We start from the raw sequence: 20,229 nt of genomic DNA, 5'->3' as shown, positions 1-20,229 counted from the left end.
TTCTTTATAGTATGTTGTAACTAAATTAGACACCAGAAAGACTGGCAACAGTGCGCATCACGTGCGCAGTTATTGCCCGTCGAGTCCCCGAATCGGTTTGACCGATGACCAGGTGCGGCAGGAAGGACAATGCCAGTAGAGCGCATGGGCAGTAAACCCACATTTCTGGCAACGGTAGCGCGGCTTGGTCCGGATTTGTTCGCCGACCAGGTCGCGCAGGACCATCAAACTCTCTTTGGCGCGACCGTCTTCCGCCTCATGCAGGTGAAACTCCATCAGGCGATGAAACACGCGCATATTGGGATGACGCTGTAACTGATGATTAATGTAATTTTGTGCGGCTTCCGCGCCCTGCTCTTGCTCCAGAATCGCGGAAAGATAAAGTTCTGCGGCGGCGCCGGTATTTTCTTCCACGCAGCGTTTGAGAAAGGCGGCCCAGGCGTCGGGCTGATTAAGTCGCTGAAAACAGGTCTCCAGCATCGGCAGCGTTTCACTGACCAGTTCTTTGTCCTGATCCAGTACACGTTGCAGATGCTCAACCGCTTTGCCGTACTCCCCTTTCTCCATCAGAATGCGTCCCATCATAATGGAGACTCGCGCGCTCTGGCGATCTGCCGCCTCGCCCTTTTTCAACAGCGTCATTGCGCGGTCAAGATCGTCGCTGCTCATCGCCTGCAAAGCCAGTTCACAGTAGAAATGCGCGATCTCGCCCTTCTGCTTGTCTTTGCCTAATTTCACCAGGCGCTCAGCGACCTCAATCGCCTGAAGCCAGTCGCTGGTCGCCTGATGAATAAGCAATAACTGCTGCAGGGCACCAATGCGGAAATCCGTTTCATCGGTGAGCTGTTTAAACATGTCTTCTGCGCGGTCATAAAGCCCCGCGGCCATGTAATCGCGCCCCAGTTGCTGGATAGCTAATAAACGCTGCTCATAGCTCAGAGAGGCACTTTCCATTAACGACTGATGGATTCGAATCGCACGGTCAACTTCACCGCGGGAGCGGAACAGGTTTCCCAGCGTAAGATGCGCCTCAACGGTGCCGCTGTCTTCCTTCAGCATATCAAGGAACAGATCGACCGCTTTATCCTGTTGGTTGGACAGCAGAAAGTTAACGCCGGCCACGTATTCGCGTGACAAGCGGTTGGATTCCTGTTGCTTGTCCTGCTGCGCACTACGGCGTCCCATGTACCAGCCATAGGCCGCCGCAACAGGCAGTAACAGAAACAGCAGTTCTAACATGGAATCTTATTCCTGCACGGTTGGCGGCAACGGTTTACCACCTGTGCCAGGCGCATTCTGATCAACCTGAGCCTGCAGACGTTTAATTTTACGTTGGGCGTTCGCCAGCGAGACGCGAACACGCAGCCAGAACAGCCCACAAATGACCCAGCCCAGCAGGAAGCCCACGCCGAACAACGTTGCCAGTAAAGTGGAGATACGGAAATCGCCCTGCGCCAGCAGATAGTTAAAGGTGATAACCTGGTCGTTGTGTGCGCCAAGGGTCACAGAAATGATAAAAATGACCAAAACCACTAAAAAAATCAGCAAATATTTCACAGTGCATCCTGTTGTGAGGTTGTCGAATCAAAGTATGCCAAAATTACGGCAGAAATACTGCTCCTTGCAGCATCAGGCGAAGCACTTTTGCGCGGTTCAGTCGCAAGATATGAGGCTGAACGGCGCAATTACAATCCCTGGTCACGTTCTGCCACTTCCTTTTGCTCGTCGGGGGGCAACGTCAGCGGTCCACAAAAGCGCTGGGCAAGCCAGGTGGCGATGACCACCAAAAACCAGGACAGCACGGTGGCAACGGCAAGATCGCGCGGCCAGTGCATACCCAGTAACAAGCGGCTTCCCATAACGCCCACCGCCCAAACGCCGACCAGCACTATCGTTTTATAATGCCGGCGCGGCCATAGCAGGCCAATGACCAGTAATGCCCAGCTCGCCGCGAACAAAGTATGACCTGACGGGAAGGCGAACCCTGTTTCAAACGCCCAGTGCTTTTTCAGCCAGCCCGGAATATGCGATTCATCCGCAATCAGTGCGGTAACGCGTTCACCACGCTGGGTGCGGTTTAACTGATAGAAGGTTTTGTCATCCAGACCATGCGTTTTCTCCAGCCATACCACATAAGGTCGGGGTTCCTGCACCCGCTCTTTAATGAATGATTTGGTATACTGGCCTGCCAGAATCGTGACATTCATGATCAGCAACAGCAGCAATGCCGGTTTAAGCCGAAAGCGAAGACACCATAATACCCAGGCACTTAACACCAGGCTGGTCAGTATGCCCCATGGCCGGGTCACCGTTTCTGTCATCCAGAACAGGACTCTCAGAAACGTGTTACTTTCCTCGGGTCGCCATTGCCAGCCGGACAGCCACACGGCTAATGGCATCATCAGCAGTAACACCATCCCTGCTGTGGTACGTTGCAAAATTTTAACCATCCCTTTTCCCTTTTTGCTGATGAAAAGCCGTCATACCGGTAAAACTTTAGCTTAAAAAAGAATAACATAACCTTTACGGATTAGATAATCGTGCTTTATCACAACAATCGTTTACACAGATTAACAGCCAACCTCGCGGTTGTGGCACAATATTGCACGTTTGTCGGGCCACATCGGCCTGTGCACTATCATGATGATAGTGCATCCTCTGATGGTTCTGGAGAGTCACATGCAGCTTAAACGGGTGGCAGAAGCCAAACTGCCAACGCCATGGGGAGATTTCCTGATGGTAGGTTTTGAAGAACTGGCAACCGGTCACGACCACGTTGCTCTGGTCTTTGGCGATATCAATGATAACGAACCGGTCCTGGCGCGCGTTCATTCGGAATGTCTTACCGGTGATGCGCTGTTCAGCCTGCGTTGCGATTGCGGCTTTCAACTTGAAGCTGCGCTGAATGCCATTGCCGAAGAAGGACGTGGTGTATTGCTTTATCACCGCCAGGAAGGCCGCAATATCGGTCTGCTGAATAAAATTCGCGCTTACGCTTTGCAGGACAAAGGGTATGACACGGTTGAAGCTAACCATCAGCTCGGTTTTGCCGCTGATGAGCGTGACTTCACGCTCTGCGCAGATATGTTTAAGCTCCTTGGGGTGAACGAGGTTCGCCTGCTTACAAATAATCCGCGGAAGGTTGAAATCCTGAGCGAAGCCGGTATTAACATCGTTGAACGTGTGCCGTTGGTGGTGGGACGGAATCCCAAAAATGCGCACTATCTCGATACCAAAGCCGAAAAAATGGGCCATCTGTTGCCGAAGCAGTGAATAAAAAAGCCGGGTTTCCCCGGCTTTTTCGTATCAGTTGAGCATATTTCGAATCACATAATGCAGAATACCGTCGTTGCGGTAATAGGTCAGCTCATTACCGGTATCAATGCGACAGCGGGTATCCAGCTTCTCTTTGCTGCCATCGGCACGCGTGATTGTCACTGGCACGGTGCAGCCCGGCGTGAGTTGTGACAGGTTCTCAACGTCAACCGACTCATCCCCTTTCAGTCCTAATGTTTTACGCGTTACGCCCTGCGGGAATTCCAGCGGTAAGATCCCCATACCGATCAGGTTAGAGCGGTGGATACGTTCGAACGATTCGGCGATCACCACGCGAACGCCCTGCAGACGCGGTCCCTTCGCTGCCCAGTCACGACTCGAACCTGACCCGTACTCTTTACCGGCAATGACGGCCAGCGGCACGCCTTCGGCCTGATATTTCATCGCGGCATCGTAAATGGCCAGTTGTTCACCACTCGGATAATGTTTGGTATAGCCACCCTCAACGCCCGGCACCATTTCATTGCGTATACGAATGTTGGCAAAGGTTCCGCGCATCATGACTTCGTGGTTACCACGACGCGAGCCATAGGAGTTGAAGTCATTGCGCTCGACACCATGCGCCAACAGATAGCGCCCTGCCGGGCTTTCTGCTTTGATGCTACCTGCCGGTGAAATATGGTCTGTTGTGACCGAATCCCCCAGAATAGCCAGCAAACGCGCGCCACGAATGTCTTCGACCGGTTTGGGCGTTTTTTCCATGTCATCAAAGAACGGTGACAGACGGATATAGGTTGATCCTTCGTCCCAGTCATAGGTCGCGGCTTCGCTGACTTTGATGGCCTGCCATTCGGGCGTACCGTCAAAGACTTCCGCATACTCTTTGTGGTACATATCGCTGGTAACCTGCTGTACCGCTGTCGCGATTTCTTCAGGCGAAGGCCAGATATCTTTCAAAAAGACCGGCTTGCCATCCCGATCCTGTCCGAGCGGATCAGTTTGCAGGTTGATCTTCATATTCCCCGCGAGCGCATAGGCCACCACCAGCGGCGGTGAAGCCAGCCAGTTGGTTTTAATCAGCGGATGAATACGGCCTTCGAAATTACGGTTACCCGACAGCACGGCCCCCACAGTGAGGTCGCCCTCTTTAATCGCCGATTCGATCGTATCCGGCAGCGGGCCGGAGTTACCGATACAGGTTGTACAGCCATAGCCGACCAGATTAAAGCCCAGTTTATCGAGGAACGGCGTCAGTTGTGCGACGGCCAGATAGTCGGAAACCACTTTAGAGCCCGGAGCAAGCGATGCCTTGACCCACGGCTGGCGTTTCAGGCCCCGCTCTACCGCCTTTTTCGCCAGTAAGCCTGCGGCCATCAGGACACTTGGGTTTGAGGTGTTTGTACACGAGGTAATCGCCGCAATGGCCACCGCGCCGTCGGTCAGGGTATGGGAAAGTCCGGTATCGCTGTCCGTGTAGGTGACTTCTTTATGAGGTTTCTGCGCGTGGTTGACTTCCAGTTCATTGCTGGCGTCGAACGCCGCCGGGACATCGCCCAGGGAAACGCGATCCTGTGGGCGTTTTGGTCCGGCCAGACTTGATTCAACATCATTCATGTCCAGCGCAAGGCTGCTGGTGAAGACAGGTTCATCGCCCGCATTACGCCACATTCCCTGGCGTTTAGCATAATGTTCTACCAGCGCAACCTGTTCGGCATCGCGTCCGGTTAAGGTCATATAGCTCAGTGTCACTTCATCGACAGGGAAGAAACCGCAGGTGGCGCCGTATTCCGGTGCCATATTGGCGATGGTTGCGCGATCCGCCAGCGGCAGATCGGCCAGGCCATCACCATAGAATTCCACAAATTTGCCCACCACGCCGTGCTTACGCAACATTTGCGTCACCGTTAGCACCAGATCGGTCGCGGTAATGCCCGGCCGCAGTTTGCCAGTGAGTTTGAAGCCCACGACATCCGGGATCAGCATAGACACCGGTTGCCCCAGCATCGCCGCTTCGGCTTCAATCCCGCCGACGCCCCATCCCAGCACGCCAAGCGCATTGATCATCGTGGTATGAGAATCCGTCCCGACTAAGGTGTCCGGCCAGGCATAGGTTTCGCCGTTTATCTGCTGCTGCCAGATTGCTTTCCCCAGGTATTCAAGGTTTACCTGGTGACAGATCCCGGTCCCCGGTGGCACCACCCGGAACTGGTCAAAGGCTTTCTGGCCCCAGCGCAGGAAGACGTAACGCTCATGGTTGCGTTCCATCTCCAGCCGCACGTTCTCTTCAAAGGCATCGTCGTCGCCAAAATGGTCAACGGTGACGGAGTGGTCAATGACCAGATCGACCGGGGACAGTGGGTTGACTTTATTCACGTCTCCGCCCAGTCGGTTCACCGCTTCGCGCATCGCGGCTAAATCAACAACGGCGGGTACGCCGGTGAAATCCTGCATTAAAACACGGGCCGGGCGGTAAGCAATTTCCCTGTCGGCGTGGCCGGTTTTTTGCCAGTCAACCAGCGCCTGGATATCTTCCTCAGTGACTGAATCGCCATCCTGCCAGCGCAACAGGTTTTCTAACAGCACTTTGAGGGATTTAGGCAACCGATCAATGTTACCGAGATGTTGTGAAGCGCGAGGTAGACTGAAGATGTGATAGTTGTGATTATCTACCTGCAGTGTTTCCTGACTCTGCTCGCGTAGGGATGACGACATAGCTCCTCCTTTATAATACATGGTCTTTAAACCTCAGAGACAACAAGGTTTAGTATAAAGATAGACCACTTTTTTGTTAACGTTTTGATTACAACACAGATTGCTACAATCGGACGCAAACAAAAATGCCCCGCAATGTTGCGAGGCATTATTGAGAAAGAGACACGTTTAAATTATAGCGCTGCCCAGAGCGCTGCCATCCACACGGTAAATGAGAACGCATAAGCACTAAACCAGGTCATTTTAATCATATTCATAGCAATACTCCTGCGTAGAAAGGGCAATAAAAGCCGTACTCGCATCCTGATAAGGGATGACATCATTTATGCAACGTGTGAAGAGCGCTTAATTAAGTAAGCCTGAAAGACAGAAGAAATGTCGAAAGAAAAACGTGATGTAAAATTATTTTGTTTTCGGGTCCAGAAAGGACTCGATGAAATTACGCTGATGCTCGTTGAGATCCCAACTTTCGGGGATAGTCACTTTTTCCGCCTTTGCAACCGGCTCTTTCGCTTTATAGCCAGAGAGACGATGCTGACGAGTCGTCATGGTGTGCTTATGGCAGAGTGCGTTTGCCCACATGGCTTAACCCCAGATGCGCCAAATCATTAATGCTACAACCACCCAGAACAGCGCTGAGGCAGCGAACACAGTTAACCAGGCATTGCGACGAGTGTTACCTGTACGCTTAACCTTGGTGCTTTTAGCCGGGAAGCCCGGATCAACAGTCAGTCTCGTAGCCATAGTTTTTGATAATCACTCTCAATAAAACGATTGATAACATCGATTAAGATTTAGGAGGAATCCTAAACCCGTTAAGGCCAAAAATCCAGTCATTTTTATTGCACAAAACGATTAACGCAATTTATCAAAACTGTAAAATTACTTAAGTAACGATTAATGACTTATTACCCATACTATTAAAATCCGCCTGACAAAAATTTGAGTTAATTTAACTTCAGATCCAGTCATTACTAAAGACCGTGTTAACTAACCCCTAAATAAAAGCTTCTCCATCAAGCGTTAACTGGAGTATGGGAATAATCCTGGCAGCCCGCAAAGAAATCGCGTCAAAAATGTGTCGTATTTCGCATTTAAGATACAGCAAGCTTTAAACATGTGATCGACGTTACATTTACAAAAAGATAATGAAACTTCTCAATATAAACATGGCGCTAACATTCTTGCATAAAAAAGGCTGCACTAAGCAGCCTGAGAATACGCGACGACAGATAACCGTTACTTAAACGGCAGCTTGATATCTTTAAACATGGCCTCAATGTCCTCGTTGGAACGCAACGCTACAGCCGTATCCACGACATCGCGCGTCAGATGAGGAGCGAAGCGCTGGATGAAGTCATACATATAACTGCGCAGGAAGGTGCTGCGGCGGAAACCAATCTTCGTCGTACTGTTGGTGAAGATTTCAGAGGCTTCAATTCTGACGAGGTCAGGATCAGCAACGGGATCAACCGCCATACTCGCAATCACCCCTACGCCCAGCCCCAGGCGAACATACGTTTTAATGACGTCGGCATCCGTTGCGGTAAAGACGATACGTGGCGTCAACCCCGCGCGCATAAAGGCGGTATCCAGCTCGGAGCGTCCGGTGAAGCCGAAGGTATAGGTTACCAGCGGAAAATCGGCCAGCTCCTCTATCGTGACCTGCCCTTTTCCCGCCAGCGGATGGTCTGGCGTGACCACGATAGCGCGGTTCCAGTGATAGCACGGTAGCATAATGAGATCGTCGTAGAGGTGGAGCGCTTCCGTGGCAATTGCAAAGTCTGCGTTGCCTTTAGAAACCGCCTCGGCAATCTGCGTTGGTGAACCCTGATGCATATGCAGCGAGACACGTGGATAACGTTCGATAAAGCCCTTAATCACGCCGGGCAGCGCATAGCGCGCCTGAGTGTGCGTAGTGGCAACATATAACGAGCCTTTATCCGGCCAGGTATGTTCACCTGCGACAGATTTTATGGCATCTACTTTGGAGAGCACTTCGCGCGCAATGCGAATGATTTCTTCACCGGCGGGCGTAACCTGCGTCAGGTGCTTACCGCTGCGGGCGAAAATCTGCACCCCAAGCTCATCCTCCAGCATACGGACCTGCTTACTGATGCCCGGCTGCGAGGTGTAAAGCCCTTCTGCTGTCGATGAAACATTCAGGTTGTGGTTCACGACTTCTACGATATAGCGCAACTGCTGTAATTTCATATCTGTTGTTATCCTGGTCGGTTACAGAGTCGCATCCCCGGGTGGCGTACTGTCGCCCAGGCGGGTGAAAGGTGCTGAGCAGAAAGAAGGGATCGGAAATGCTATAACCACTATAGCATTTTAAGTATCAATGTAGAACGGAATGATATAAGGCGGGGAAAAAAGGCCAGCAATGCTGGCCTTACAGGGTTACTTTTTCGCTTCCTGCCACTTGCCGTCAATGTAAAACGCTGACCAGCCTGTCGCTTTGCCGTCTTTTTCAGACGCCACATACTGCTGTTTCGTTTTACGGCTAAAGCGCACCAGCGTCTTGTTGCCTTCCGGATCGGTTGCTGGCGCTTCGGCCAGATATTTCAACTTCTCAGGTAAACGGTCGTGGAAACGCTGCAGCTCTTCCACCAACGGTGCGCGGGTTTCACGCGATTTGGGGAAGGTATTGGCGGCCAGGAACACACCGGCAGCACCGTCACGCAACACAAAATACGCATCCGATTTTTCACACGGCAGTTCGGGCAGCGGCACGGGATCTTCTTTCGGCGGGGCGACATCGCCATTACGCAAAATCTTACGGGTGTTCTTACAGTCATCATTGGTACAGGCCATGTACTTACCGAAACGCCCCATTTTCAGGTGCATTTCAGAACCACATTTTTCGCACTCGACGACCGGACCATCGTAGCCCTTGATACGAAACTCCCCTTCTTCGATTTCATAACCATCGCACTCAGGGTTGTTACCGCAAACGTGCAGCTTGCGTCCGTTATCAATCAGATAGCTGTCCATCGCTGTGCCACATTTCTGGCAACGACGACGGGCACGCAGCGCGTTGGTTTCGGCATCGTCCCCTTCCAGAATATTCAGAACTTCATTTTCCGGAATCAGGTTGATGGTTTGCTTGCAACGCTCTTTCGGCGGTAACGCATAGCCTGAACACCCCAGGAAAACACCGGTGCTGGCTGTCCGAATCCCCATTTTACGGCCGCAGGTTGGGCAGTCGATGGAGGTCAGGACCATCTGATTCGGCTGCATTCCGCCTTCTTCCGGATCTTTCTCAGCCTGTTCCAGCTGCTGGCTGAAATCGGAGAAGAAGCGATCCAGAACCGTCTTCCACTCCGCCTGATTGTTGGCGACCTGGTCGAGGCTGTTTTCCATGTGAGCGGTAAAGTCGTAATTCATCAGCTCGCGGAAGTTCTCTTCCAGACGATCGGTGACAATTTCGCCCATTTTTTCAGCGTAAAAGCGGCGGTTTTCCACCCTGACGTAGCCACGATCCTGGATAGTGGAAATGATGGCCGCATAGGTCGAAGGACGGCCGATACCGCGTTTTTCCAGCTCACGGACCAGTGAAGCTTCACTAAAGCGGGCCGGTGGCTTGGTAAAGTGCTGGCTGGGTAACAGGTCCTGCAGGCTCAGCTCATCGCCAACGTTAACCGGCGGTAAAGTACGATCCTCATCATTCTTACGCAGCGCAGGCATGACTTTGGTCCAGCCGTCAAAGCGCAGCGTACGCCCTTTGGCCTTCAGTTTGTAATCCCCTGCCGTGACTGTCAGCGTGGTCGAATCGTACTGTGCCGGTGTCATCTGACAGGCGACAAACTGACGCCAGATAAGCTGATACAGTTTCTGCGCATCCGCTTCCATATCTTTGAGCTGCTCGGCCAGCACTTCCACATCTGATGGACGGATGGCTTCATGCGCTTCCTGCGAATTCTCTTTGCTGGCGAAGGTATTCGCCGCATCGGGCAGGTACTTTTTACCAAAATGGCCTTCAATGTAGCCGCGCACCATCGAAACCGCATCCTGGCTCAGGTTCGTGGAATCGGTACGCATATAGGTGATATGGCCCGCTTCATACAGGCGCTGCGCCATCATCATGGTCTTTTTCACGCCAAAGCCCAGCCGGGTACTCGCCGCCTGCTGCAACGTGGAGGTAATAAACGGCGCGCCGGGTTTGCTGCTGGTTGGCTTGTCTTCACGGTCCGTGACCGCAAAGCGCGCTTTCTCCAGCAGAGCCAGCGCGGCGTGCGTCTGGTCGTGATTGACCGGACGGAACGGTTTATCGCCCGCATGAGTGACGTCCATCGTCAGCTCATCGCCCTTCGGCGTGGTCAGGTTAGCGCTCAGTTCCCAGTACTCTTCGGGCACAAAAGCTTTGATTTCACGCTCACGCTCAACCACTAACCGGACAGCAACAGACTGCACGCGGCCGGCAGACAGGCCTCGCGCGATTTTTTTCCATAATAACGGGGATACCATGTATCCCACGACACGGTCCATAAAGCGGCGTGCCTGCTGTGCATTGACGCGGTCAATGTTGAGTTCGCCCGGCGTTTCAAACGCCTGGCGAATCGCATTTTTGGTGATCTCATTGAACACCACACGGCTAAAGCGCTTATCGTCACCCCCGATCACTTCCCGCAGGTGCCACGCAATGGCTTCCCCTTCGCGGTCAAGGTCGGTTGCGAGATAGATATGGTCGGCGTTCTCGGCTAAAGCTTTGAGTTCCGCTACCACTTTCTCTTTATTGGGCAGGATTTGATAATCCGCTTCCCAGCCGTGATAGGGATCAACGCCCATACGACTGACCAGCGCGGCTTTCTCATCCTTCTTAACTTTTTTGGCTTTCTTATCTGTCGGGGTTTCAGCACTTTTTTTGGCGGTTGAACCACTGGTCGGCAGATCCCGGATATGGCCCACGCTGGATTTCACCACGTAGCCACTGCCGAGGTATTTATTGATTGTTTTAGCCTTTGCCGGGGACTCAACAATAACGAGTGCTTTACCCATATTTACCTTTACCTAATGAATACATCCTGCTCAACGGGAGAGGATTGGACGCCCTGAAAACCCATCGGGTTCAATATTGCTACGCCTGTTTGGTATTTCAAGACGTGGGGCTCAATCTCTGGTCAGTCGATTCTTTACAGTGCAACTTTATGATAAAAATCGCTTTTTCTGCCTGACTTAATCGCACTTCCCGGTGCAATATCCCTGGAATCTGAAACGCCCACACTGTACCTGATAAAATCTGTTACGCAACTTAATTAGCATCTGGTGTGAGGAAAGCCCTTTTTTTACCCCTGCCCACGATTTGTCGAACAGTGCAGTACGGAAGTAATATAGAAAGAATTATCAGACTGTCAAAAAGGCACAGACATATGCAGAATCTGACTGAGGGAGTGTCGTCCCAGGCACTGTTAGATATCGCTAACGCGATGCTCAGGGAACATGATGATTTTATCGCCGGTATTGAAGCTACTGCCGTCAGCCAGCAGGGCGATGTGCTGGTGTTTAAAGGGCCGTACTTTTTGGACGCGGAAGGCCTGCCGACCGCAAAAACCACGGCGGTGTTCAACCTGTTCAAACACCTGGCCGTTCTGCTGTCACCCCGTTATCACCTGGTATAAAAAACCCGGCCTGAGCCGGGTCGATGCATCACAAAAACCGTTTGTCGCTGCGCTGCCACCATTTGAGCATAATGCGCTCAAGCACCTGCCCTGCGCTTTGCGTCAGGCGATCGATTTTTGAACGACGTCGTACATACGTCACGCCCAGTACCGTGAATTTCGCCATATTCGCGATAATGAGATCGTCACTGGTCGAAATACGATCGATCAGGCCCAGTCCAAGCGCCTGCCGGCCATACCAGTGTTCGCCGGTTGCCACCCGGTCAATGTCGAGGGAAGGACGCATTTCATGAACAAACTGTTTAAACAACAGGTGGGTTTCGTTCAAATCCTGCTGGAATTTTTCACGTCCTTCTTCGGTGTTTTCACCAAACAGCGTCAGCGTACGTTTGTACTGACCCGCCGTGTGTAACTCAACGTCAATGTCATTACGTTTCAACAGACGGTTGAAGTTAGGGATTTGCGCGACAACCCCGATGGAACCGATGACGGCAAAAGGCGCGGCCACGATGGTATTGGCCACACAGGCCATCATATAGCCGCCGCTCGCCGCCACTTTGTCCACGGCCGCTGTCAGCTTCAACCCGGCATCACGCAGGCGCTGCAATTGTGACGCCGCCAGGCCATAACCGTGAACCATGCCGCCCGGGCTTTCCAGACGCAGTAATACTTCATCGCCCGGCTGGGCAACCGCCAGAATGGCTGAAATTTCTTCGCGTAGCGATTTCACTTCACTGGCATCGATGCTGCCATTGAAATTAAGCACGTACAACGTGGGTTTAACGGTGTCGACATTGCCCTGCTTCGCGTCGCGCTTCTCTGCTTTCGCCTTCTGTTTTTCGGCCTTTTTATGGTTTTTTAACCACAGTTTTTGCGCCTGCGGTTTCATTTTCTCAAGCTGCAACGCCTCTTTCATCTTGTTGTAATCGTCATCTAACCGCGTTAATCGCAGTTGTCCGCCCGGGTGACGTTTACGCTGAGCGGCATGTACAACAATCATGACGATGGCAGCAATGGCAACGACCACCGTCACCGCTTTTGCTAAAAACAATCCATAACTCAAAAGAAGATCCATCGTGTCGCCTTATTAAACAGAGGATTACTGACAAACGCCTAGTTTAACGGGTTTATGCTACTGCGTCGCCTGAAATGCCAGCATCTGGCACAGATTGTCCCTATTGCTAATTGCGTCGTGCCCTGAATTAGGGCATAAAGCGAAAAACCCAGACGTTGCGGGAGGTTCCCAACATGCATTATCAACCGAAAGATGATCTACTTGCCCATCGCATTATCCTGGTGACGGGTGCCTCTGACGGCATTGGACGCGAAGCGGCCCTGACCTACGCCCGCTTCGGCGCGGAGGTGATTTTACTGGGGCGCAGCGCTGAAAAGCTGCAGCAGACAGAAGCGTTGATAAACCAACTGAACAAGCGCCCTGCCCATTCGGTGGTATTGGATCTTTCAGACGCCACGCCGGCACGCTGTGCGCAGCTAGCGCAGGAACTGGCGCAAACATTCTCCCGTCTGGATGGTGTGTTACATAACGCCAGTATCTTAGGTGAGATTGTTCCGCTGGCCGACCTGGATCCGCAAATCTGGCAACAGGTCATGAAAATTAATGTTGATGCCACGTTTTACCTCACCCAGGCGCTATTGCCGTTGCTGCTCAAATCCGAAAGCGGCTCGCTGGTATTCACGACGTCAAGTGTGGGCCGTACCGGGCGCGCGGGTTGGGGTGCCTACGCGGTATCAAAGTTCGCCACAGAAGGCATGATGCAGGTGCTGGCCGACGAGTATAAAAATCAGGCATTGCGGGTTAACTGTATTAATCCTGGTGGTACGCGTACGAAAATGCGCGCCAGTGCGTTTCCTCAGGAAGACGCCGGTAAACTCAAAACGCCTGCCGATATCATGCCTCTTTACCTCTATTTAATGGGCGATGACAGCCGCCGTAAAACCGGTATGAGCTTCGATGCGCAGCCAGGCAGAAAACCCGGGGCCGCAGAGTAATGACCAGCGATCGTCATCAACAGCGGCAACAGCGTCTGAAAGAACAGGTGGATGCCCGCATTGCTGCCGCTCAGCAAGTCAGAGGCATTTTGATGGTGTTTACCGGAAACGGTAAAGGTAAAACCACCGCTGCGTTTGGCACGGCTCTACGCGCCTGCGGGCATGGCAAACGTGCCGCGGCCATTCAGTTCATTAAGGGAGAATGGCCCAACGGCGAACGCAACCTTCTGGCCCGGCACGGGGTGGAGTTTCAGGTAATGGCAACGGGTTTTACCTGGGAAACGCAAAATCGCCAGACCGACACAGCGGCCTGCCTGGCCGTCTGGGATCATGCCAGACGCATGCTGTCGGATGATACGCTTGATTTAGTGATTCTGGATGAAATCACCTACATGATCAGTATGGATTATCTGCCACTCGACGAGCTGGTAACCGCTCTGCAAGGCCGTCCTGCCCATCAGAGCGTCATCCTTACGGGTCGGGGTTGCCATCGCACCTTACTGGATATGGCTGACACCGTGACGGAAATGCGTCCGGTGAAACATGCCTTTGACGCCGGTATCCAGGCACAGCAGGGAATAGACTGGTAGCCTTTACCGCAGGCTGGCTGCCCTTATGCATCCGGCCTGCTTATCTTACGCTGTGCCCCTCTGTACTTCCTTTTCCCTGTTTATCGGCCTGCATGCCCGCTTATTGTCATTGCAGCCTGGCGCAGCTGGTCCTCAGGGCTTTTCCCGCTTTTATTTTCCATTCATGTTAATTTTGCGAAACGTTTTACGCGCCTTTTCCAGAAACCCTGCCTGAAAACCGGCGTCATCCGCCGCCGCCATGATTGATCTCAATCACATATTTTTACCGTTGAGAGACGTAAAACCGATCGGGATCACTCTTCAATGTTAAATAAATGATAAAAAAATATTTAGCTTTAATATCATCCCATTGCGCGTGGTTAATCAAATCAACAGGTTAATCATTACCGTGCTAATCGATTCCATAATTAAATGTTCTTTCTGATAACAATTGAATAACTTTTGCCAATAAGAGGGCTCTTATTTTGCTGACCATACTGGGCTTTACGATGGTGGTTTGTTTCATGTATCTGATCATGACCAAACGCATGTCAGCGCTAATCGCGCTCATTCTTATCCCGACGCTTTTTGCGCTTATCGGCGGGTTTTATCACGGACTTGGGGAAATGATGCTGAACGGGGTCAAAACGCTGGCTCCAACGGGTGTGATGCTGACGTTTTCTATTCTCTATTTCGGCCTGATGATCGATGCCGGACTGTTTGATCCGCTGGTGCGTTTCATCCTGAAAATTGTGCGTGGCGACCCGCTTAAAGTGCTGGTCGGTACCGCTGTATTAACCTTGCTGGTCTCGCTGGATGGCGACAGTTCCACCACCTACATGATTGCTATTGCCGCGTTTCTTCCCCTCTACCGGAAACTGGGCATGAATGTGCTGGCAATGACCTGCCTGGTTAACCTGGCCAGCGGCATCATGAACCTGTCGCCGTGGGGAGGCCCCACTGCCCGCGCGGCGGCCGCGCTGCGCATTGATGCGCTGGATATTTTCATTCCCATGCTACCGGCCATCCTTATCGCCTGTGTTGCTCTTGTCGGTCTGGCCTTCATGTTTGGGCTACAGGAACGTAAACGTCTGGGCGTCATGCGCATTAGCGACGACCATCTGAATAATATCGAACTGGGCCTGGGTGATGCAGACGAATGCGCAGCAAATCGCCGGCCCAAAATGTTCTGGCCAAACTTTATTCTGACCACGGTACTGCTGGTGCTTCTGGTGGTGGGAGCCATGCCCATTCAGATTCTGTTTATGCTGGCTTTTGCAATTGCCGTCATGCTTAATTACCCCTCGCTTGAGGAGCAAAAAGCCCGTATCGGTTCACACGCCAGTAATGTGCTGGCGGTGACTGCCTTGATTTTTGCGGCAGGTATTTTTACCGGCATACTGTCAGGTACCGGCATGGTGGACGCCATGGCGAAAAGTCTGCTGGCGTTTATTCCGCACAGTTTCGGACCTTATCTTGCGCTATTTACCGCCCTGATCAGTCTGCCGTTTACCTTTTTTATGTCCAACGATGCTTTCTACTTTGGCATTCTGCCTGTCATCGCGCAGACGGCCGCCAGCTATGGTATTTCAGCAGAAGAAATTGCCCGAGCCTCTATTGTGGGCCAACCCTTCCATCTGCTGAGTCCACTGGTGCCGTCGGTCTATTTGTTAGTCGGTCTGGCCAAAGTGGATATCGGTGACCATCAACGTTTTGCCATAAAATGGGGGATTTTGATTAGCCTGGTGCTGATGGCGGGCGGCTTAGTAACCGGCGCGTTTCCCCTCTTCCACCGGTAAGATGTCCGGGAGCGTCAGCCAGAAAGTAAAAAGCCGCAACAGACGATGTTGCGGCTTTTTTATAGCCTTATATCAACCCGGCAGGCACTCAGGTTGCGTTGCGTTTGCTACTGGCATTACGACGAGCGGGTCTGCCACTGGCCTGACTGTGGCGTTTCACGGCCCGACGAATCTGATTGGCTTTTGTACGACGGCGATCTTTCTCAACCGCCAGTTTGGTGACGGTTTCGTCATCCATTCCTACCAGATTGCGCAGATAATTGACCGCTGGCAGATCCAGTTCCATCCAGCCACCGCGTGGTACACCTTTTGGCAAGGTGATGTCGCCATAGCGGACACGCATCAGGCGGCTGACCTGTACACCCACGGCTTCCCATAAACGGCGAACTTCACGGTTGCGTCCTTCAGTCAGGGTGACGTTGTACCACTGGTTGATGCCTTCTCCACCCGCAAAACGCAATGTTTTGAACGCTGCCGGACCATCTTCCAGTTGCACACCTTTACTGAGCTGACGAATTTTGTCATCGTCAACCTGGCCAAACACGCGCACCGCGTATTCACGTTCCACTTCCCGGCTGGGATGCATCAGGCGGTTAGCCAGTTCACCATCCGTTGTAAAAAGCATGAGTCCACAGGTATTCACGTCAAGGCGGCCAACGGCAATCCAGCGTGAACCGCGCAGGCGCGGCAGACGATCGAAGACCGTAGGCCGCCCTTCAGGATCGCTGCGTGTGCAGAGTTCACCTTCAGGTTTATAATACGCCAGCACACGGCACACTTCTGTTGCAGATTCAGCAATCGATACCAGATGGCCATCAATACGGATTTTCAGGGCTTTATTGTTTTCGATGCGATCGCCGAGTGTGGCAAGCTTACCGTCAACGCTCACGCGTCCGGCCGCAATCATCGCTTCAATTTCACGACGCGAACCGTGACCGGCACGCGCTAAGACTTTTTGTAACTTCTCGCTCATGGAGCTACCTCATTGTCGCCTTCCCAGGCGTCGGATGGATTAGGTAATTAAACCTTTAAAATCAATAGGTTATATTTTCCTGTTGGCCCCATTATACAGCATGTCTGAGGCATTGTAACCCGTAATGTGCCGCCCGGAAGCGGCGTACGGGGCCTGGCTGCTGACCCGTGCCTTACGACACCTGTCCCAGGCGTGACGATCCCTACGCGCTCACGCCTGGTCCGGTTAAGATCTGGTCGAATTAAATGGCTGAGTTGCGTCCTGGTGATCGCGCGAGAAGATCATTATAAGCACACACGTCTATTTAGGGTAATTAAGTCAAATGACACAACCGTAACAGGGGGAGGATATCATCTGAATGACACACCTGGTTACTTCATTTTAATTAATGTTACTTATCGCAGCTATTGGCTTTATTTCCGTCTTTACTCGCTCTTATAAATCATTTCCTGCCAAAACCGGTAGTGCATTAATGATTAAGTCTCCAGGTATCTGGCCTGACACTTTTCATTAACGGCTCACACTCAGTCGGCGCGCTAAACAGTTTTATTTTTGTGGCTGTTTACAAAAAATAAAAACAAAATACCGCTACTTAAGTCAAATAAAATCATTGTGGGCCCCGGCAGCCCTCTGTTAGCCCGCCTCGCATCTTTAATGCATCCTGTTTACTCTATTATCAACAGGTTGCGTCGGGAAAAGCTATACAACATAAAAATCACTGTACAATTTTATTCATCAGCCGATAATGAAAGAATAATAAGGTGGTCATCACCCTGTTTTTTATCATTAAGTCCGCAATGACTTTTTTTTCTACCCTCGTAAAGTTAAAAAAAATTGGACTATTGCAATCTATTGCCGATAACACATTATGCGACCGGACAGTGAGCAGATTTTAATCCGTACGGTGTCAGTTATTTCTGACCCAGGCATTAAATTGCAGCACGCTAAAGGTTTGTTATTAATCTTAATACTGGCGCATCGGGAAACGCTGCGTTAATACGGCTCACGATGAGCTTTAATTTGCATGTCCTTAATCTTCACCAGGGATTTTACTGGCATGCTTAAGCGAAGACACCACCATGAAAAAACGTTTTGTAAGTTCAGCGTTGATTGCGTTGGCGCTGAGCGGTTGTTCCGTGGGCCATACCGAGTACAGCCGAACGGCAATGCAGCACGTGGATATGAGCGTGACAGGAATTCCGACGATTCTGGGTTTAGGCACGCTGGGCACCACTATTCCGTTGACGCCTGAATACAGCCTGACTGCCGCGCATGTGGCAAAATTTGCCGTGCAGCGCGTGAAGTCTTATCACCCTTACTGCGACCTTGCGATTATTTATCACAAGAATCCGCCGGATACGCTGGCTCACTTCCGCAGCACCGATATTGGCGATCACGTAAAGATGTACGGTTACAGCTATATTTCGGCGCTACCTGTTGAATCAAAAGGTGTGAATCTCGCACGCACCGCCATTCGTAACCTCTGGAATAAAAGTCCGTGCATCGCGATGGCTTCCAATGCTGGCGTGGTTCAGGGGATGTCTGGCGGTGGGGTCTTCAATAGTGACGATACCATCGGCGGCGTGATCGTCGGGTATTCCGATTCAATTAAAAATGGCCGTAGCGGGAAAGTGATACTGAAAGATGTGTCACTCTATATCCCTTACGGCCAGTTTAAAAACTGGTTACAGGCGACGATTCCTGACACCCGTAAAACCTGACTGGCTTACATAAAAGGCGTTGTGTCGCCAGCGCCTTCACGGACAATTTCAGGGGCATCACTGGTCAAATCAATCACGGTGGTAGGCTGCTGTCCCAGCGTGCCGCCGTCAATGATTAAGTCCACCAGCTTACCAATACTGTGCTGAATGTCTTCCGGATCAGATTCAGTGAAATCATTGCCTGGCAGAATCAAGGATGTCGACATCATCGGTTCATTAAGCGCTTCCAGTAACGCCAGGGCCACTGGATTCGACGGGACACGTAAACCAATGGTTTTACGTTTCTCGTTCATCAGACGGCGCGGGACTTCTTTCGTCGCCTTCAGAATAAACGTGTAATTGCCCGGCGTGTTATTTTTAATCAGGCGGAACGCGCTGTTGCCCACCTGCGAATACACCGACAACTCAGACAAATCGCGGCACATCAGTGTGAAATTATGATGGCCATCCAGTTGCCGTATACGGCAAATGCGCTCCATCGCGCCTTTTTCTTCCAGACGACATCCCAGGGCATAGCCTGAATCGGTCGGGTAAACAATCACGCCACCTTTGTTCAGGTACTCCACAGCCTGGTTAATCAGACGCGGTTGCGGATTATCCGGATGAATATGAAACAGTTGACTCATAAAAACCTCTTGTCACCTTTCCGTGCATTCAGCAGCCGGAGCCAGTGCGGGAAAGCGTTCCCAGACGGGTTCTACGGCTGCGGGTAACCACAGTTTGCGGCCTAACTCAATCCACGGGCAGGGTTGATGAAAATCAGAACCTTGCGATGCGGCCAGATCGTTATCACGGGCGTACCCGGCTAACGTGGTACGCTCATCGGGTGCCTGCTGACATTGTGCCACCTCGATAGCATCACCCCCCGCAGCGCGAAAATACGCGATCAGGCGTTTCAGCCATTTTGCCGACAATCCGTAGCGTCCCGGATGAGCCAGCACCGCACAGCCACCAGAATGGTGAATGGCATCAATGGCTTGATTAATTGTACACCATTGCGGCGGCACGTAGCCGGTTTTGCCTCGGGCCAGATAATTTTTGAATACCTGCGCCATAGTGCTCGCTTTGCCAACCTCAACCAGATAGCGGGCAAAATGTCCCCGCGTGATCATTCCCCCTTCGGCTAAACGCAGGGCGCCCGCCAGTGCATCGGGAATCTGGGCTTTTTCAAGCCGCTCAGCAATGCGTTGGGCGCGTTCCAGTCGCGTCGTATACTGACCAGCGAGGAACTGCGTCATGACGGGATGATGAATATCGATATTTAATCCAACAATATGGATCTCATGATTTTCCCACAGCGTGGAAATCTCGACGCCGGCTATGACATTGACTGGCAACGAAGCACGTAATGCGGCCTGCTGTGCCTCGGCGACGCCCGCCACGGTATCGTGATCGGTAATGGCCAGCACACCTACGCGCATTTCAACCGCACGCTCGACCAGCGCCTGCGGGGATAGCAATCCATCGGAAGCCCGTGTATGACTATGTAGATCGTAAAGCGGAAAACGGGCGATATCGCTCAAAACAACTCCTGCTGGCGATGGAACA

At 51.9% G+C, this 20,229-nt stretch carries 18 protein-coding genes; 6 read left to right on the top strand and 12 right to left on the bottom strand.

Annotated features, from left to right (window positions below; translation table 11 throughout):
• Positions 1-69: 69 nt before the first annotated feature.
• From lapB to pgpB, 3 genes are all read right to left on the bottom strand, one after another.
• Positions 70-1,239 (bottom strand): lipopolysaccharide assembly protein LapB, encoded by a 1,170-nt coding sequence (gene lapB / locus C1N58_RS07120; RefSeq protein ID WP_006119326.1) that lies wholly within the window; start codon positions 1,237-1,239, stop codon positions 70-72.
• A gap of 6 nt (positions 1,240-1,245) precedes the next feature.
• Positions 1,246-1,557 (bottom strand): LapA family protein, encoded by a 312-nt coding sequence (locus C1N58_RS07115; protein WP_033741817.1) that lies wholly within the window; start codon positions 1,555-1,557, stop codon positions 1,246-1,248.
• 128 nt (positions 1,558-1,685) lie between these two features.
• On the bottom strand, positions 1,686-2,450 hold the full coding sequence (gene pgpB, locus C1N58_RS07110; RefSeq protein WP_054687706.1) for a phosphatidylglycerophosphatase B: 765 nt from the start codon (positions 2,448-2,450) through the stop codon (positions 1,686-1,688).
• A 229-nt stretch (positions 2,451-2,679) separates the two neighbouring features.
• Between pgpB and ribA the strand changes: the two genes are divergently transcribed.
• Positions 2,680-3,273, top strand: coding sequence for a GTP cyclohydrolase II (ribA, locus tag C1N58_RS07105; RefSeq protein ID WP_006119329.1), 594 nt, complete (start codon positions 2,680-2,682; stop codon positions 3,271-3,273).
• Positions 3,274-3,306: 33 nt separating this feature from the next.
• Here ribA and acnA read toward each other — a convergent pair whose 3' ends face one another.
• From acnA to topA, 5 genes are all read right to left on the bottom strand, one after another.
• Positions 3,307-5,988 (bottom strand): aconitate hydratase AcnA, encoded by a 2,682-nt coding sequence (gene acnA, locus C1N58_RS07100; RefSeq protein WP_283786525.1) that lies wholly within the window; start codon positions 5,986-5,988, stop codon positions 3,307-3,309.
• A gap of 402 nt (positions 5,989-6,390) precedes the next feature.
• Positions 6,391-6,570, bottom strand: coding sequence for a hypothetical protein (locus C1N58_RS07095; protein ID WP_033741823.1), 180 nt, complete (start codon positions 6,568-6,570; stop codon positions 6,391-6,393).
• A 3-nt stretch (positions 6,571-6,573) separates the two neighbouring features.
• A complete protein-coding gene (locus C1N58_RS07090; protein WP_006119333.1) occupies positions 6,574-6,732 on the bottom strand; it encodes a YmiA family putative membrane protein in 159 nt (52 codons plus the stop codon).
• Positions 6,733-7,227: 495 nt separating this feature from the next.
• Entirely contained in the window at positions 7,228-8,202 is a 975-nt protein-coding gene (gene cysB, locus C1N58_RS07085) for an HTH-type transcriptional regulator CysB (RefSeq protein WP_033741825.1), read from the bottom strand.
• Positions 8,203-8,391: 189 nt separating this feature from the next.
• Positions 8,392-10,989, bottom strand: a complete 2,598-nt coding sequence (topA, locus tag C1N58_RS07080) for a type I DNA topoisomerase (RefSeq protein ID WP_185199391.1) — start codon at positions 10,987-10,989, stop codon at positions 8,392-8,394.
• A gap of 371 nt (positions 10,990-11,360) precedes the next feature.
• On the opposite strand from topA, the gene C1N58_RS07075 reads away from it, so the two are divergent.
• Positions 11,361-11,609: a DUF2498 family protein gene (locus C1N58_RS07075; RefSeq protein ID WP_033741829.1), complete on the top strand. Its 249-nt coding sequence runs from the start codon at positions 11,361-11,363 to the stop codon at positions 11,607-11,609.
• A 28-nt stretch (positions 11,610-11,637) separates the two neighbouring features.
• Here C1N58_RS07075 and sohB read toward each other — a convergent pair whose 3' ends face one another.
• Positions 11,638-12,684: a protease SohB gene (gene sohB, locus C1N58_RS07070; RefSeq protein ID WP_205950396.1), complete on the bottom strand. Its 1,047-nt coding sequence runs from the start codon at positions 12,682-12,684 to the stop codon at positions 11,638-11,640.
• A 173-nt stretch (positions 12,685-12,857) separates the two neighbouring features.
• Here sohB and C1N58_RS07065 point away from each other — a divergent pair, with 173 nt between their 5' ends.
• The 3 genes from C1N58_RS07065 to C1N58_RS07055 all read left to right on the top strand — a co-directional run bounded on the left by C1N58_RS07065 (position 12,858) and on the right by C1N58_RS07055 (position 15,987).
• The gene (locus tag C1N58_RS07065; RefSeq protein ID WP_006119341.1) at positions 12,858-13,619 is read left to right on the top strand and encodes a YciK family oxidoreductase; all 762 of its coding nucleotides are present in this window, start codon (positions 12,858-12,860) and stop codon (positions 13,617-13,619) included.
• On the top strand, positions 13,619-14,209 hold the full coding sequence (gene cobO / locus C1N58_RS07060; protein ID WP_039340187.1) for a cob(I)yrinic acid a,c-diamide adenosyltransferase: 591 nt from the start codon (positions 13,619-13,621) through the stop codon (positions 14,207-14,209). The genes C1N58_RS07065 and cobO overlap by 1 nt, the downstream gene beginning before the upstream one ends.
• Positions 14,210-14,673: 464 nt before the next feature.
• The gene (locus C1N58_RS07055; protein WP_039340186.1) at positions 14,674-15,987 is read left to right on the top strand and encodes a CitMHS family transporter; all 1,314 of its coding nucleotides are present in this window, start codon (positions 14,674-14,676) and stop codon (positions 15,985-15,987) included.
• Between the two features lie 88 nt (positions 15,988-16,075).
• On the opposite strand, the gene rluB is transcribed toward C1N58_RS07055, so the two are convergent.
• Positions 16,076-16,960, bottom strand: a complete 885-nt coding sequence (gene rluB, locus C1N58_RS07050; RefSeq protein WP_006119347.1) for a 23S rRNA pseudouridine(2605) synthase RluB — start codon at positions 16,958-16,960, stop codon at positions 16,076-16,078.
• 1,079 nt (positions 16,961-18,039) lie between these two features.
• On the opposite strand from rluB, the gene C1N58_RS07045 reads away from it, so the two are divergent.
• Positions 18,040-18,681 carry a hypothetical protein gene (locus C1N58_RS07045; RefSeq protein WP_006119348.1) on the top strand — a complete coding sequence of 214 codons (642 nt, stop codon included), beginning with the start codon at positions 18,040-18,042 and terminating at the stop codon, positions 18,679-18,681.
• 5 nt (positions 18,682-18,686) lie between these two features.
• On the opposite strand, the gene C1N58_RS07040 is transcribed toward C1N58_RS07045, so the two are convergent.
• Together C1N58_RS07040 and C1N58_RS07035 are read right to left on the bottom strand one after the other, a co-directional pair.
• Positions 18,687-19,307: an L-threonylcarbamoyladenylate synthase gene (locus C1N58_RS07040; RefSeq protein WP_039340183.1), complete on the bottom strand. Its 621-nt coding sequence runs from the start codon at positions 19,305-19,307 to the stop codon at positions 18,687-18,689.
• A 12-nt stretch (positions 19,308-19,319) separates the two neighbouring features.
• On the bottom strand, positions 19,320-20,204 hold the full coding sequence (locus tag C1N58_RS07035; RefSeq protein WP_006119350.1) for an RNase RNM: 885 nt from the start codon (positions 20,202-20,204) through the stop codon (positions 19,320-19,322).
• Positions 20,205-20,229: the final 25 nt, after the last annotated feature.

Source organism: Pantoea sp. SGAir0180 (assembly GCF_043546245.1).
This window is presented reverse-complemented; position numbering and strand designations above follow the sequence as displayed.

Bases quoted from the DNA above. Each gene is read 5' to 3' on its own strand.
- C1N58_RS07065 (WP_006119341.1), top strand. From the start codon at position 12,858: ATGCATTATCAACCGAAAGATGATCTACTTGCCCATCGCATTATCCTG.
- topA (WP_185199391.1), bottom strand. From the start codon at position 10,989: ATGGGTAAAGCACTCGTTATTGTTGAGTCCCCGGCAAAGGCTAAAACA.
- sohB (WP_205950396.1), bottom strand. From the start codon at position 12,684: ATGGATCTTCTTTTGAGTTATGGATTGTTTTTAGCAAAAGCGGTGACG.
- C1N58_RS07045 (WP_006119348.1), top strand. From the start codon at position 18,040: ATGAAAAAACGTTTTGTAAGTTCAGCGTTGATTGCGTTGGCGCTGAGC.
- cysB (WP_033741825.1), bottom strand. From the start codon at position 8,202: ATGAAATTACAGCAGTTGCGCTATATCGTAGAAGTCGTGAACCACAAC.
- rluB (WP_006119347.1), bottom strand. From the start codon at position 16,960: ATGAGCGAGAAGTTACAAAAAGTCTTAGCGCGTGCCGGTCACGGTTCG.
- ribA (WP_006119329.1), top strand. From the start codon at position 2,680: ATGCAGCTTAAACGGGTGGCAGAAGCCAAACTGCCAACGCCATGGGGA.
- C1N58_RS07090 (WP_006119333.1), bottom strand. From the start codon at position 6,732: ATGGCTACGAGACTGACTGTTGATCCGGGCTTCCCGGCTAAAAGCACC.
- pgpB (WP_054687706.1), bottom strand. From the start codon at position 2,450: ATGGTTAAAATTTTGCAACGTACCACAGCAGGGATGGTGTTACTGCTG.
- acnA (WP_283786525.1), bottom strand. From the start codon at position 5,988: ATGTCGTCATCCCTACGCGAGCAGAGTCAGGAAACACTGCAGGTAGAT.
- lapB (WP_006119326.1), bottom strand. From the start codon at position 1,239: ATGTTAGAACTGCTGTTTCTGTTACTGCCTGTTGCGGCGGCCTATGGC.
- C1N58_RS07075 (WP_033741829.1), top strand. From the start codon at position 11,361: ATGCAGAATCTGACTGAGGGAGTGTCGTCCCAGGCACTGTTAGATATC.
- C1N58_RS07040 (WP_039340183.1), bottom strand. From the start codon at position 19,307: ATGAGTCAACTGTTTCATATTCATCCGGATAATCCGCAACCGCGTCTG.
- C1N58_RS07095 (WP_033741823.1), bottom strand. From the start codon at position 6,570: ATGTGGGCAAACGCACTCTGCCATAAGCACACCATGACGACTCGTCAG.
- cobO (WP_039340187.1), top strand. From the start codon at position 13,619: ATGACCAGCGATCGTCATCAACAGCGGCAACAGCGTCTGAAAGAACAG.